At 58.7% G+C, this 13,141-nt stretch carries 14 protein-coding genes; 6 read left to right on the top strand and 8 right to left on the bottom strand.

The features are described from left to right. The first annotated feature begins 17 nt into the window (after positions 1 to 17). Positions 18 to 1,142 (top strand): glycine cleavage system aminomethyltransferase GcvT, encoded by a 1,125-nt coding sequence (gene gcvT / locus ACOCLD_RS07265; RefSeq protein ID WP_422911386.1) that lies wholly within the window; start codon positions 18 to 20, stop codon positions 1,140 to 1,142. 80 nt (positions 1,143 to 1,222) lie between these two features. Here the strand turns inward: gcvT and ACOCLD_RS07260 are convergent, their stop codons facing one another. Next, positions 1,223 to 2,356, bottom strand: a complete 1,134-nt coding sequence (locus tag ACOCLD_RS07260; protein ID WP_422911385.1) for a M14 family metallopeptidase — start codon at positions 2,354 to 2,356, stop codon at positions 1,223 to 1,225. Between the two features lie 167 nt (positions 2,357 to 2,523). Here ACOCLD_RS07260 and ACOCLD_RS07255 point away from each other — a divergent pair, with 167 nt between their 5' ends. After that, entirely contained in the window at positions 2,524 to 3,048 is a 525-nt protein-coding gene (locus ACOCLD_RS07255) for a tetratricopeptide repeat protein (protein ID WP_257777213.1), read from the top strand. Between the two features lie 6 nt (positions 3,049 to 3,054). Here the strand turns inward: ACOCLD_RS07255 and ACOCLD_RS07250 are convergent, their stop codons facing one another. Both ACOCLD_RS07250 and ACOCLD_RS07245 read right to left on the bottom strand, forming a co-directional pair. After that, the gene (locus ACOCLD_RS07250; protein WP_422911384.1) at positions 3,055 to 3,357 is read right to left on the bottom strand and encodes a hypothetical protein; all 303 of its coding nucleotides are present in this window, start codon (positions 3,355 to 3,357) and stop codon (positions 3,055 to 3,057) included. Positions 3,358 to 3,427: 70 nt separating this feature from the next. Continuing rightward, complete coding sequence (locus tag ACOCLD_RS07245) at positions 3,428 to 4,420, bottom strand: TerC family protein (protein WP_422911383.1); 993 nt, start codon at positions 4,418 to 4,420, stop codon at positions 3,428 to 3,430. Positions 4,421 to 5,131: 711 nt separating this feature from the next. Between ACOCLD_RS07245 and ACOCLD_RS07240 the strand changes: the two genes are divergently transcribed. Next, positions 5,132 to 5,344, top strand: a complete 213-nt coding sequence (locus ACOCLD_RS07240) for a hypothetical protein (RefSeq protein ID WP_233684514.1) — start codon at positions 5,132 to 5,134, stop codon at positions 5,342 to 5,344. 44 nt (positions 5,345 to 5,388) lie between these two features. Here ACOCLD_RS07240 and ACOCLD_RS07235 read toward each other — a convergent pair whose 3' ends face one another. Continuing rightward, positions 5,389 to 6,888 (bottom strand): helicase HerA-like domain-containing protein, encoded by a 1,500-nt coding sequence (locus tag ACOCLD_RS07235; protein WP_422911382.1) that lies wholly within the window; start codon positions 6,886 to 6,888, stop codon positions 5,389 to 5,391. Positions 6,889 to 7,019: 131 nt separating this feature from the next. On the opposite strand from ACOCLD_RS07235, the gene ACOCLD_RS07230 reads away from it, so the two are divergent. After that, positions 7,020 to 8,897: a methyl-accepting chemotaxis protein gene (locus ACOCLD_RS07230; RefSeq protein ID WP_392540684.1), complete on the top strand. Its 1,878-nt coding sequence runs from the start codon at positions 7,020 to 7,022 to the stop codon at positions 8,895 to 8,897. A gap of 74 nt (positions 8,898 to 8,971) precedes the next feature. On the opposite strand, the gene ACOCLD_RS07225 is transcribed toward ACOCLD_RS07230, so the two are convergent. Genes ACOCLD_RS07225 through purU form a run of 3 tightly spaced genes read right to left on the bottom strand, consistent with a single transcriptional unit; the run spans position 8,972 to position 10,490 of the window. Further along, positions 8,972 to 9,148 carry a hypothetical protein gene (locus tag ACOCLD_RS07225; protein ID WP_257777208.1) on the bottom strand — a complete coding sequence of 59 codons (177 nt, stop codon included), beginning with the start codon at positions 9,146 to 9,148 and terminating at the stop codon, positions 8,972 to 8,974. An 18-nt stretch (positions 9,149 to 9,166) separates the two neighbouring features. Continuing rightward, positions 9,167 to 9,592: a CBS domain-containing protein gene (locus ACOCLD_RS07220; RefSeq protein WP_257777207.1), complete on the bottom strand. Its 426-nt coding sequence runs from the start codon at positions 9,590 to 9,592 to the stop codon at positions 9,167 to 9,169. 46 nt (positions 9,593 to 9,638) lie between these two features. Continuing rightward, positions 9,639 to 10,490 carry a formyltetrahydrofolate deformylase gene (purU, locus tag ACOCLD_RS07215; protein ID WP_257777206.1) on the bottom strand — a complete coding sequence of 284 codons (852 nt, stop codon included), beginning with the start codon at positions 10,488 to 10,490 and terminating at the stop codon, positions 9,639 to 9,641. 301 nt (positions 10,491 to 10,791) lie between these two features. Here purU and mvaT point away from each other — a divergent pair, with 301 nt between their 5' ends. Next, positions 10,792 to 11,166: a histone-like nucleoid-structuring protein MvaT gene (mvaT, locus tag ACOCLD_RS07210; protein ID WP_233683848.1), complete on the top strand. Its 375-nt coding sequence runs from the start codon at positions 10,792 to 10,794 to the stop codon at positions 11,164 to 11,166. 158 nt (positions 11,167 to 11,324) lie between these two features. On the opposite strand, the gene sbcB is transcribed toward mvaT, so the two are convergent. After that, on the bottom strand, positions 11,325 to 12,755 hold the full coding sequence (gene sbcB / locus ACOCLD_RS07205) for an exodeoxyribonuclease I (protein WP_422911381.1): 1,431 nt from the start codon (positions 12,753 to 12,755) through the stop codon (positions 11,325 to 11,327). Positions 12,756 to 12,925: 170 nt separating this feature from the next. Between sbcB and ACOCLD_RS07200 the strand changes: the two genes are divergently transcribed. Beyond that, positions 12,926 to 13,123: a hypothetical protein gene (locus ACOCLD_RS07200; RefSeq protein WP_422911380.1), complete on the top strand. Its 198-nt coding sequence runs from the start codon at positions 12,926 to 12,928 to the stop codon at positions 13,121 to 13,123. Positions 13,124 to 13,141 lie beyond the last annotated feature (18 nt).

Here is a 13,141-nt window from a genome sequence, read left to right as displayed (position 1 = left end):
CCCTACTGGAGAACCGCATGACCACTGAAACCCTGGCGAAAACCCCACTACACGCCCTGCACCTTGAACTGGGCGCACGCATGGTGCCGTTCGCCGGCTACGACATGCCAGTGCAATATCCGCTGGGCGTGATGAAGGAACACCTGCACACCCGCGACGCTGCAGGCCTGTTCGATGTATCGCACATGGGCCAGATCGTCCTGCGCGGCGCGAATGCCGCCAAGGCCCTGGAAACCCTGGTACCGGTGGACATCATCGACCTGCCGGTGGGCATGCAGCGTTACGCCATGTTCACCGATGACAATGGCGGCATCCTCGACGATCTGATGGTCGCCAACCTGGGTAACGACACGCTGTTCCTGGTGGTCAACGCCGCCTGCAAGGAGCAGGACCTGGCTCACCTGCGCAAGCACATCGGCAGCCAATGTGAGATCGAAAGCCTGTTCGAAGCACGCGCGCTGTTGGCGTTGCAAGGCCCGAAAGCCGTCGACGTGCTGGCGCACCTGGCCCCGGAAGTAGCGAAGATGACTTTTATGCAATTCGCCCCGGTGCGCCTGCTCGGCGTCGATTGCTACGTCAGCCGCTCCGGCTACACCGGCGAGGACGGTTTCGAGATTTCGGTGCCGAGTGAGCACTGTGAAACCCTGGCGCGCAGCCTGCTGGCTGAACCGGAAGTAGCCGCTATCGGCCTTGGCGCGCGTGACTCGCTGCGCCTGGAAGCAGGCCTGTGCCTGTACGGCCACGACATGAGCACCAGCACCACGCCGATCGAGGCCAGCTTGCTGTGGGCCATGTCCAAACCACGCCGCGCCGATGGCGCCCGTGCAGGCGGCTTCCCCGGTGCCGAGCGCATCTTCGCCCAGCAACAAGAAGGCGTTGCCAGCAAGCGCGTCGGCCTGCTGCCGCAGGAACGTGTGCCGGTGCGTGAAGGCGCGGAAATCGTCGATGCCGACGGCAATGTGATCGGCAGCGTGTGCAGCGGTGGCTTCGGCCCAACCCTGGCTGCCCCGGTGGCCATGGGTTATCTGCAGAACAGCCATATCGCCCTGGATACCGAGGTATGGGCCATGGTGCGCGGCAAACGCGTGGCGATGAAAGTGGCCAAGACCCCGTTTGTACCGCAGCGCTACTACCGCGGCTAAAACAGCCCAAACGTAGCCCGGATGCAATCCGGGATGGCTTGATGGCCAATCCCCCGGATTACATCCGGGCTACGGAGTCACTAGTCGCGCAGCTGCCCAACCATGGCGGCTGCCACGCTCAGTACATCCTTACCCAGTTGCATCGAACGTGCACCACTCCAGCCGGAGTGCGGGTTGGGCCGGTCATCGTGGTCCTTGAACGGCATCTCGATGGTAAAGGCCAGGCAGTCGAACTCCAGCCCCACCGCATTGCAGGCCAGGGTGGTATTGGCCTGGCCGGGTTCGTCACGCGGGTAGCCAAAGACCGTCTGGAACTCGGCCCCGTGCTGCACAAGCAACTGCTTGAATTGCTCTTCCAGTCTTTCCAGGCGTGGGCTGTAGCCGGGGTTGCCCTCACAACCAGCGGCGAAGACATGAGGAATTTCCTCGTCGCCATGGATATCCAGAAACAGATCCACACCCACCTCGCGCATCTGTTGCTGGACGAAATACACCTCGGGGCTGTCCGCCTCACTCGCCGACTGCCAGGCGCGGTTGAGGTCGCGACCGGCATAGTTGGTGCGCAGGTGGCCACGGAACGCGCCATCCGGATTCATGTTTGGCACCAGGTACAGATCGGCCTGTTCCAGCAGCGCGCTCAGCTCGGCGTCATCAGTCTGTTGCAGGCGCTCGATCAGCCCCTGCATAAACCACTCGGCCATATGCTCGCCCGGATGCTGCTGGGCAATCAGCCAAATCTTGCGCTGCGCCTGAGGGTTGCGACTGATGCGCAGCAACTCGATGGCGCGCCCTTCAATACTGCGCCCCGTAGCAAACAACTCGGCGCCGGCCAAACGCTGTGCGTCCTCGATCAGTTGATCATGTCGCGCACGGCTATAAGGCTCGAAATAGGCAAACCAGACCTGCGCCTGCTGCGTCTCGATGTCGAAATTCAGCGCACCGTCCTCGAAACGACTGGGCACACGGAACCAGTTGACCTGATCATAGGACGCCACGGCGTGATAGCCGCTCCAGGCATTTTTATAGGACGACTGGCCAGCGTTGCTCAGACTGAAGCCATAGCGCTGGCCCGGCTGCAAGCCCTCGACCTTGAAGTGAAACCACTGAAAATGCGCGCTGTTGAGGTCAGGGCGAATGGCCAACAACACCTGTTTTGGGTTACTGGTGTCGATGACTTCGATATTGCCGCTGTCGAAGTTGGAGCTGATCTGCATGGGTGCCTCGCAGGCCGATGGTGGCGACTGGCTGCAAGAATCGCAGCTCTGTGCACACAGGGAAACGCTGCAAGCGACAAACTGATATGAATTGCATCTAGGCGCAACTTGCTGGCGCACAGGCAGTCTGCTGCTAACGACCCACTCAGCACAGGAGAACACCACGCATGGTGCTTCGTTATCTATTCGCAACGCTGCTGTGCAGCGGGCTGTTGCTCGGCGGTTGTGCCAGCACACCACCCTCTCAGCCGCCAGCAACCCAGACCGATACCGGGCAGCACGATGCCGCCGCGGCCCAGGCTGACTTGCAGCGTCAGGCTAACCGTGGCGACCTCGACAGCCAGTTCCAGCTCGGCAGCCTGTATTTCGTCCGCCAGCCCAAAGACCTCAAGCAAGCCGAGCACTGGTGGAAACAGGCTGCCGACAAGGGCCACGCCATGGCGGCGGTGAGCCTGGCTTACCTGTACACCGGCCGCGACAACCCGCAGTTCCACAACCCGCAGCAGATGCTCAAATACCTGAATCAGTCAGCGGCGGGGGGCAACCCGATGGCTCAGCACATCCTCGGCAACCTCTACCTGACGGGAGAGCAAGGCGTACCGCGTGATCCACTGCAGGCCAGGGCCTTATTCCAGAGCGCCTGTCAGCAGAACTACGCGCCCAGCTGTGAGGCGCTCAGCAAGACACCCTGAGCGGCCTCAGGTTTCTACCGCCGTGTTGTCGATCGGCTCCGCTGACTCGCGGGCCGGCGGCTCTTTCGCCGTATCATCCGGCTGCGCGTCTTCGGCAGGCTTGCCCAGCCATTCATTGGTCGACTGCTGAACCTCATCCACCTGTTTGTTGAGTTGTTGCAAGGTCTCGTCGACCGCTTCGCGGGCTACATCCTGTACCGCCTGTTCTGCTTTCTCGGCGAGTTTCTGCGCTGATTGCTCGGCGGCCTCACAGCCGACCAGGCCCACCAGCACCAGCCCCAGGGCCGTCATCTGCAGCACTTTGTTCATCACTGTCTCCATTACTCAATGTTGCCGATTTGATCGGTGGCAGCCGACTGTGACCGCCACCGGTTTGCATTCAGGCCTGCGGCTCAGCCGGGGCCTGACCACGGGTTTTCCACAACGACAGCAGCACACCGCAAATCAGTAGGCCCAAGGTCACACTCAGGGAAATCACAGCCGGAATCTTGCCGATGATGCCCACCAGGAAGATCTTGCCGCCGATAAATACCAGCACCAACGCCAGGGCGTATTTGAGGTAGGCGAAGCGGTGAATCATCGCCGCCAGGGCGAAATACAGCGCCCGCAGGCCCAGGATGGCGAAGATGTTCGAGGTGTAGACGATGAAAGGGTCCTGGGTAATGGCGAAGATCGCCGGCACGCTGTCCACCGCGAACACAAGATCGGCACACTCGATCAACACCAGGGCCAGGAACAACGGCGTCGCCCATAGCACGGATTTACCGCTGGCATCCGCCTGACGGACGAAGAAGCGCCCTTCATGCAGACGATCGGTCACGCGCATGTGTTTACGCAGAAACTTCACCAGCACGTTTTCGTTGAGATCAGGGTGGGCATCGACCTTGCTGAACAGCATCTTCACGCCGGTCAGCAGCAGGAAGACGCCGAACACGTAGAGAATCCAGCTGAACTCGGCGATCAACGCCGCGCCCACACCAATCATGATCGCGCGCAGCACGATGACCCCGAGGATGCCCCAGAACAGCACCTCGTGCTGGTACTTTCGCGGGATGGCCAGGAAGCTGAAGATCATCGCCATGAGGAATACGTTGTCCATCGACAACGATTTCTCGATCAGAAAGCCGGTGTAGAAATCCATCCCGGCGTCACCGCCCTTGACCTGCCAGACCCAAAGGCCAAAGAGCAAGCCTGCGGTGATGTAGCCAGCGGACAGCAACAGGCTTTCGCGAACGCCGATTTCTCGATGCTCACGGTGCAGCACCCCGAGGTCAAAGACCAACAGGCTGATGACGATGCTGATAAAGACCAGCCACAACCAGGTGGCAGTGCCGAGAAATTCGGCCAGGAAGAACGGTTCTAGGGCAGTCATGAGCCCCTCCTCTGAGTGTCGAAGTTGTACAAACTGCAACTCCGACATGGCAGCGGTTAGCTGTCAGAGGGGCCCGGCGTTGCGCGGGCAAATGTAGAGAGGCGTATGGATTTCCTCAATCGCGCAGAGGTTGCAAGGTATTTCAAGACAATCACGGGCCTAGCGGGCAAACAACCAGGCGGCAATATCGCCTTAGAGCAGCCATGTGCGCCACACATAGCCCTGCATGTGCCTAACCCAGCACAACCTGCGGATGACCGAATGCCTCGTGAGTACACCGGAACGTAATGCCATAAATATAAAACCACGCACAACTGGCGCTTTGACGAATAACTGCAGCAACCGACGCCGTAGATTTGGCGTCAAATTATTAAAATAAAACCATTAAAAAATCAGACAGATATGCAACTGCTCAGCATCACTGAATAAACCTCTACTCGCCCCGTCGCAACAGCTCTGCTGCGCGATGCCTCACAGCTCAGGGCCTTGGTGGGCTGGACATTTAACTTGGCATCGCCATAATTACTCGGCGCGCACTAAGCAACCCTTTCAATAACCTATTAAAGGGTTTACATACGGCGGCAATAGTCCCTAAAACTATTCACCCCGCCTCAATAAGCGCGCAAATTGAACCTGATTGGCCGCCTCAAATGCTCAGGCAACCACCTGACATTCAGCCAACACTTCTGTTTCAAGACCATGGGTAACTACGTGACGAAAGACGAACTGCGCGCTGAACTCGAGCGCCAGGCGCAGCGTTACAAGGATGTTTACGGCGGGGAAGTCATCACCTACGCCGCTCAACCGGACCCCGAGCGCAAGCCGTGGCGCAAGAAGGCCAACCTTCTTGATCAAGCGTTTGAAAAAGAGCTCGAAAAAATCGAAAAGGAACTGCGCAGCAAAGCCGACGAGGCCGCCAGCTGACGCAAAGTCCGCAGGCCAACCCCGAACGGGGATGGCCTGATTAATCAACGCCTTTTGCCGCCCATCAACGAACCCAACAGACCGCGCACCAATTGCCGACCGATCTGGTTGGCGGCTTGGCGCATGGCGGTTTTCACCACCTGGCTGGCCAAACCACCCAGCAGTTCGCCTGCCGCACTGCCCAGGCTGTTGCCCTCGGCCCTCTTGCCGGCCGCACTGGGCTTGGCCTGTTCGGCCTGCTGCGCAGCCGCCTGCTCGGCGCGCGCCATCAACAACTCATAGGCTGACTCACGGTCAATCGGTTTGTCATAGCGCCCCAGCAGCGGTGATTGGCGGATCAGCGCCGCGCGCTCGGCTTCACTCAGCGGCCCGATCCGCGACTGCGGCGGTGCCACTGCAACTCGCTGCACCATGGCCGGGGTGCCCTTGATTTCCAGCGTACCGACCAGCGCTTCACCAATGCCCAGTTCGGTCAACACTGCCAGCGTGTCGATACTCGGGTTGGGGCGAAAACCATCTGCCACTGCACGCAGCGACTTCTGTTCTTTGGCGGTAAAAGCGCGCAGGCCATGTTGAATACGCAACCCCAGTTGAGCCAACACAGCATCCGGCAGATCACCCGGCGACTGGGTGACGAAGTAGACACCCACGCCCTTCGAGCGGATCAAACGCACCACCTGCTCCAGGCGCTCCTGCAAGGCCTTGGGCGTATCGGCGAACAGTAGATGCGCCTCATCGAAAAACAGCGCCAGCAGTGGCTTGTCCGCATCGCCACGCTCCGGCAATTGTTCGAACAGCTCCGCCAACAGCCAGAGCAGGAAAGTCGCATACACCTTCGGTGCCTCATGCACCAAACGGCTGGCATCCAGCAGGTGAATGCGCCCGCGACCATCTCGGTCAGGATGCAGAATGTCCTCAAGCTGCAGCGCCGGCTCGCCAAACAGCGCCTCGGCACCCTGCTGCTCCAGACCAGCCAGCTTGCGCAGCAGGGCTTGCGAAGACGTCGAGGTAAACAGCGCACTGTCCTCACCGAGCACTTCTGGGTGACTTTTCAAGTGCGCGAGCAACGCCTTGAGGTCTTTCAGGTCAAGCAGCAGCAAACCCTCGCGGTCCGCCACCTTGAACGCCGCGTACAGCGCCGCCTGTTGACTGTCGGTCAGTTCCAGCAGCGCGCCCAGCAGCAACGGGCCCATCTCGCTCAGCGTGGTGCGCAGTGGATGGCCACTCTTGCCATGCACATCCCACAGGGTTACCGGGTAAGCGCACGGCTGGTGGTTGAGCCAGGGCATGCTGGCGATTCGCTCAGCCACCTTGCCTTGCGGTGCACCGGCCGCCCCCAGACCGCAGAGATCGCCTTTGACATCGGCGGCAAACACCGCCACACCAGCATCGCTGAAGGTTTCGATCAGGCGCTGCAAGGTCACGGTTTTACCGGTGCCCGTAGCGCCGGCAATCAGCCCGTGACGGTTCGCCAGACGCAGCGCCTGCCCCACTGGCACGCCCTGCGGATCGGCCCCTACAACAAACTGGTCGAGTTCTGCCATCTTGTTATCTCCGTGGTTAAAGCTTTACTGCAATCAGGCCGACATAATCGGTATTGCCGCAGCCTCTGCGACAGCCATTGCCTTTACATCAGCACAAGACTGATGCCAGAACTTACCGGACGCAAGAAGCCATGACCAACAACCTCAAGTTCAGCCACAAGATTCTGCTCGCCGCCGCGCTGGTGGTCATTGCAGCCTTTTCCCTGTTCACCCTCTATAACGACTACCTGCAACGCAATGCGATCCGTGAAGACCTGGAAAGCTACCTGCAGGAAATGGGCAACGTCACCGCCAGCAACATTTCCAACTGGCTATCAGGGCGCATCCTGCTGGTGGAAAACGTTGCGCAATCGGTTGCCCGCGATTCTTCCGGTGAGGCCCTGACCAGCCTGCTGGAACAGAAGGTGCTGGCCTCCACCTTTGCCTTCACCTATCTGGGCAGCGCAGATGGCAGCTTCACCATGCGCCCGGACGAGGACATGCCCGATGGTTACGACCCACGCCAGCGCCCCTGGTACAAGGACGCCATCGCCGCAGGCGGTAGCACCCTCACCGAACCCTACGTTGACGCCGCTACCAGCGAGCTGATCATTACCATTGCCACGCCCGCCAAAGCGGCCGGCGTGGTCGGTGGCGATCTGAGCCTCAACACCCTGGTCGACATCATCAACTCTCTGGACTTTGCCGGCATGGGTTATGCCTTTCTGGTCAGCGCTGACGGCAAGATTCTGGTTCACCCGGACAAATCCCTGGTGATGAAGAACCTCAGCGAGGTCTATCCGCAAAACACCCCACGGATCAGCGGCGAATTCAGCGAAGCCGAGCTCAATGGCGAAACCCGCATACTCACCTTCGCGCCGGTCAAAGGTCTGCCTTCGGTGAGTTGGCACGTGGGGTTGTCCGTTGACAAGAGCAAAGCCTACTCGATGCTTAGCGAGTTCCGCGCTTCAGCGATCATCGCCACCATCATCGCCGTGGTACTGATCATTCTGCTGCTGAGCATGCTGATCAGCGTGCTGATGCAACCGCTGAATGTCATGGGTAAAGCCATGGAGGATATCGCCCAGGGCGAAGGCGATCTGACCAAGCGCCTGAGCATTCAGTCCAATGACGAATTCGGCCGCCTGGCCAGCGCCTTCAACCGCTTTGTCGAGCGAATTCACAGCTCGATTCGCGAAGTGTCGTCGGCCACCAGCCAGGTCAACGAAGTCGCCAAGCTGGTAGTCGGCGCCTCCAACTCGTCGATGATCAACTCGGATGAACAGGCCAGCCGCACCAACAGCGTGGCCGCCGCCATCAATGAACTGGGCGCCGCCGCTCAGGAAATTGCCCGTAACGCCGCCGACGCCTCCAATCAGGCTTCCGATGCACGCCAGTTGGCTGAAGACGGCCGCCTGGTCGTGGAAAAAACCATCCAGGCAATGAATGAGCTGTCCGGCAAGATCAGCGCTTCCTGCGGCAATATCGAAACCCTAAATAGCAAGACGGTGAACATCGGGCAGATTCTTGAGGTGATCAAGAGCATCTCCCAACAGACCAACCTGCTGGCACTCAACGCCGCCATCGAAGCCGCGCGCGCCGGTGAAGCAGGCCGGGGCTTTGCCGTAGTGGCCGATGAAGTACGCAACCTGGCGCACCGCACTCAAGAGTCGGCCCAGGAAATCGAGAAGATGATCGAGGAGCTGCAGGTTGGCTCGCGTGAGTCGGTGACCACCATGACGGAGAGCCAGCGCTACAGTGAAGAGAGTGTGGAAATCGCCAACCAGGCCGGCTCGCGCCTGAGCAGCGTCACCGAGCGCATTGGCGAGATCGATGGCATGAACCAATCGGTCGCCACCGCAACCGAAGAACAGACCTCGGTGATCGAGGCGCTGAACATGGACATCACCGAAATCAACACCCTCAACCAGGAAGGCGTGGAAAACCTCAATGCCACTCTGCGAGCCTGCGGCGATCTGGAGCAACAGGCGCTACGCCTCAAGCAACTGGTCGACAGTTTCCGCATCTGACAAACAGGCCGTCGCAGGACGGCCGACGCATGCTGAAGATAAACGCATCGGGGCGCTCAATGAGCGCCCCGTTGTCATTTCTGTGGTTCGGCTGCCACCGGTGTTTGCTGCAACTGACGCCATAACTCGGCAGCATCGGCAAACTCGGTCCCGTCTTCCGGGTTCAGCGCCTGGGGGTCATAACGTTGAGTACAACCCTCGCCGACTATCGGCGGCGCCGTGGCGGTCCCGCGCTCATGGGGATCACTCATGCTTCAGCCCTCCAGCCGTCAATTGAGCGCCACATGCCCCTGGTCGTGCTGAGCAAATTCTTTGACCGCACGCAGCACATCACTGCGGCTGACCTGGCCAATCAGGCGACCGCCCTCAACCACAGGGAGACGCCGCCGCCGACCGCGTAAAAAACGCTCGGATATCTCGATGATGTCGGCCTCAGGCGAAATCACTTCGACATCGGTGGTCATGTAGGCGCTGACATCACCACCGGCTGACTCGTAATAAGCGCCGGAGAGAATACCGCGCAAACAATCGCCTTCCGACAGCAGCCCCACCAAGTGGCCCTGCCCATCAACCACCGGCGCACCGGAAATACGGTGTTCCAGCAAGCGATTGATGGCGGTAAACAAATTCATCTCGGGACGAAACGTCACCAGATGGCGGGTCATGTAGTCACGTACCTTGATTGACTTGAGCATCGGCAAATCCTCTTGGCGTGTCCTGAACCGAGCCGCAGCCTGCACCTCAATCGAATACTACGGTCTTGTTGTCGTGCACCAGCACTCGGTCTTCCAAGTGATAGCGTAGACCACGTGACAGCACCATCTTCTCGACATCCTTACCCAGGCGCACCATCTCCTCAATACTGTCGCGGTGGCTGACACGCACCACGTCCTGCTCGATGATCGGCCCGGCGTCCAGCTCCTCGGTAACGTAATGCGAGGTTGCACCGATCAGCTTGACCCCACGCAGCGAAGCCTGATGGTAAGGCTTGGCACCGACGAAGGACGGCAGGAAGCTGTGATGGATATTGATCACACGCTGGGAAAACTCGGCGCACAACTGCGCAGGCAGAATTTGCATGTAACGCGCCAGAACGATCACATCGGCATTGTGTGCCTTGACCAGCCGTTCGACCTCATCAAACGCCGACTGTTTGTCCTGCGGATCAACCGGTACATGGAAATATGGAATGTCATGCCACTCAACCATGCTGCGCAGATCATCATGGTTGGAGATCACGCAAGGGATATCGCAATCAAGCTCATCGCTGTGCCAGCGATGCAACAGATCAGCCAGGCAATGTGATTCGCGACTGGCCATCAGCACCACACGCTTCTTCTGCGCGGAATCGGTTACTCGCCATTCCATGGAAAACTCGCGAGCAATCGGCGCGAAAGCCTGACGAAAGCCATCCAGGTCAAAGGGCAAGGAATCGGCGCGAATCTCGTGGCGCATAAAGAACCAGCCACTCTGATTATCCGAATGGTGGCTCGCTTCAGTAATCCAGCCGTTATAAGTGGCCAGAAAATTACTGACCTTGGCCACGATACCAACCCGATCCGGGCAGGCAATGACCAATCGAAAAGTACGCATCAGCGGCTCCAGCACGCAAATAAAGTCGGCCATTCTAGTCACTGCGCAGAAAAACTGCAGTACCCACCTAGGCCGCTGTGACACCGCGCGACGCCCAGCATATGTAAAAAACTGCAAGTAAAGGTCGCTACAAACTAATGCGCATGAGCGAAAACAATCAGCACACCAGAATTATTCCGGCGCGTACGCATTACTTAACAATACAATTCATAAAAAATACCGATAAAGCGGTTTACTTGTGAAAAGTGCCTGACTACTATTGCTATCACTTTATCGTCAATCCCGAATACAGGTAACTCACATGTCGCTGATCAACGAATACCGCGCCACCGAAGAAGCCATCAAAGAGCTGCAAGAGCGCCTGAAAAATCTGTCGCAAGACGACAAGCTGAAAAAAGAACTGGAGTTCGAAGGCAAACTGCGCGCACTGATGGGCGAATATCAGAAGTCCCTGCGCGACATCATTGCTATGTTTGACCCAGAAGCCAAAAGCAGCAAAGCCACTCGTGCCGCCAAACCTGCTGGCAGCAAGCGTGCCCGCAAAGTTAAGCAGTATAAAAACCCGAACACTGGCGAAGTTATCGAAACCAAAGGCGGCAACCACAAAACGCTGAAAGAGTGGAAAGCCAAGTGGGGCGGTGACGTTGTTGAAGGCTGGGCTACCCTGCTGGGCTAAGCCGCACACGCCACATTTGCTACACCTAAAAACGCCAGCCTTGCTGGCGTTTTTTATGACCGGCCATTCATGGCAGCCGCTCTTCGCGCCACGCTATACATGCACTGTTATCGGCCCAGACACATCGCATAGCAATAGCGCACTATTACCCTTACATATCAGAGGGCATATTGCTGGCGCAGGCGCTCGGCATATTCACGCCACTCCAGTAATACCGCATGCTGCGCGGCATCCACTCCGGCCAGCGCATCAACCAGCGCTTGCTCAAATTGTTCAAGGGTATTGGGTGCACCATAGTGCGGATGACTCAGGCGCTGTTGGCAGAATGTTCTCCAACGCTGCTGCTCATCAGCATTCAAGGTCGCGGGAAAGTTGCGCGCACGGTAACGAAACAGCAACTCAGGCAAACGCCCATCATCAAATGCCCAGGCTGCATCAGCCAGACGCTGTGGCTCGGCACGCCGCACCTGTTCGCACAAACGCCGGTCACGGTCACCAATAAAACCATCGTACAACTGCTGTTCAGGATCTTCGTTCGGCGCGAATTGTTCTTCGCCATATACCTGCACCAGTTTGTTCTGCCAAACCGCCGCATTAACCTGTAACTGCTCGGCCTGCGCCTGATACGCAGGAAGATCCAGTTGCAGCCGCTGAATATCCTGCACACGCAATACATTCATGGGCGCAACAACCGGACAGCGGTTGATATGCAGCAACTTCAGCGGCACTGGCAATTCACCCTCAGCCAACTGTTCGCGGCGTGTGTAAAGACGCGTACGCAATGTTTCGGCGGACTCATTGAGTAACGGTGCGCAGTCGGCCTGCAGATCACAGACAATCAGTGCATTACGATTGCGCGGGTGCCAGGCCAGGGGCAAAACCACCGCCAGGTAGTGACGCGCGCCGGCGTAACGTCCGGAGATATGTACCAGTGGCTGCAACAAGCGTATTTGATCCTGCACGCGCTGCTTGCTGCGCAGTTGATACAGGTAGTCGTACAGCTTGGGTTGTTTACTACGCAGCAAGCGCGCCAGAGCAATGGTCGCCCGCACATCGGATAACGCATCGTGGGCCTGGCCATGCTCAATACCATTGGCAGCGGTCAGGCGCTCCAGCTTGAGCGTCACCCGCCCGCCCTCTTCAGGCCAGACGATGCCTTCCGGGCGTAACGCATAAGCCGTTCGCACCAGATCAATCAGATCCCAACGGCTGTTGCCCCCTTGCCACTCACGGGCATAGGGGTCATAGAAGTTACGGTACAGGCTGTAGCGCGTCACTTCATCGTCGAAACGCAGGCTGTTGTAGCCCGCTCCACATGTGCCTGGCTGCGACAGCTCGGCATGCACGCGGCTCATAAATTCGGCCTCATCCAGGCCACGCTGCGCCAGGATGCTCGGGGTAATGCCAGTCACCAGACACGCAGCCGGATGCGGCAGGATGTCGTCACTGGGCTGACAATAGATATTCAGCGGCTCGCCGATTTCATTGAACTGTTCATCGGTACGGATTCCGGCAACCTGCAGCGGGCGGTCACGGCGCGGGTCAATACCAGTGGTTTCGTAGTCGTACCAAAAGAGGCTAGAAGTCACGGCGGCATCCTGATGCTGGGGCGCAGGCAGTCTAACACCCCTCTGCAAGCGCACATTCAAACGCAGAACCTTGCGCCAGCTCACGCCCACAGCGCCCCTGCCTTGTCGTGCATCTGGTCGCCGACTAGAGTGTGCATCGTCAACCACCACTCCATGATCAAGGACGTCCCATGAGTGATATCAGCTCCAGCAACCCCTATGCCGCCCCCGCCAGTGCCTTGCAGGAAACGCCCCGCGACACTCAGGTACCCAGCATTGAAGAAGCCCTGAGCCGCGGTTATGACTTCACCATCGGCGACCTGCTCAGCGAAGCCTGGCAACGATCAAAGGCACCATCTTCGGCGTACTGCCAGCACCGCAATAAATAGCCTCTTGGCACCGGTTCA

It is taken from the genome of Pseudomonas cimarronensis (assembly GCF_049331905.1).
GTDB lineage: Bacteria > Pseudomonadota > Gammaproteobacteria > Pseudomonadales > Pseudomonadaceae > Aquipseudomonas.
Note: the sequence above shows the minus strand (reverse complement) of the source record. Positions and strands in the feature narration are given on the sequence as shown.

What these genes read in the sequence shown, in the direction of transcription:
- gcvT (WP_422911386.1), top strand. Translation starts at nt 18, where the DNA reads ATGACCACTGAAACCCTGGCGAAAACCCCACTACACGCCCTGCACCTT.
- ACOCLD_RS07260 (WP_422911385.1), bottom strand. Translation starts at nt 2,356, where the DNA reads ATGCAGATCAGCTCCAACTTCGACAGCGGCAATATCGAAGTCATCGAC.
- ACOCLD_RS07255 (WP_257777213.1), top strand. Translation starts at nt 2,524, where the DNA reads ATGGTGCTTCGTTATCTATTCGCAACGCTGCTGTGCAGCGGGCTGTTG.
- ACOCLD_RS07250 (WP_422911384.1), bottom strand. Translation starts at nt 3,357, where the DNA reads ATGAACAAAGTGCTGCAGATGACGGCCCTGGGGCTGGTGCTGGTGGGC.
- ACOCLD_RS07245 (WP_422911383.1), bottom strand. Translation starts at nt 4,420, where the DNA reads ATGACTGCCCTAGAACCGTTCTTCCTGGCCGAATTTCTCGGCACTGCC.
- ACOCLD_RS07235 (WP_422911382.1), bottom strand. Translation starts at nt 6,888, where the DNA reads ATGGCAGAACTCGACCAGTTTGTTGTAGGGGCCGATCCGCAGGGCGTG.
- ACOCLD_RS07230 (WP_392540684.1), top strand. Translation starts at nt 7,020, where the DNA reads ATGACCAACAACCTCAAGTTCAGCCACAAGATTCTGCTCGCCGCCGCG.
- ACOCLD_RS07225 (WP_257777208.1), bottom strand. Translation starts at nt 9,148, where the DNA reads ATGAGTGATCCCCATGAGCGCGGGACCGCCACGGCGCCGCCGATAGTC.
- ACOCLD_RS07220 (WP_257777207.1), bottom strand. Translation starts at nt 9,592, where the DNA reads ATGCTCAAGTCAATCAAGGTACGTGACTACATGACCCGCCATCTGGTG.
- purU (WP_257777206.1), bottom strand. Translation starts at nt 10,490, where the DNA reads ATGCGTACTTTTCGATTGGTCATTGCCTGCCCGGATCGGGTTGGTATC.
- mvaT (WP_233683848.1), top strand. Translation starts at nt 10,792, where the DNA reads ATGTCGCTGATCAACGAATACCGCGCCACCGAAGAAGCCATCAAAGAG.
- ACOCLD_RS07200 (WP_422911380.1), top strand. Translation starts at nt 12,926, where the DNA reads ATGAGTGATATCAGCTCCAGCAACCCCTATGCCGCCCCCGCCAGTGCC.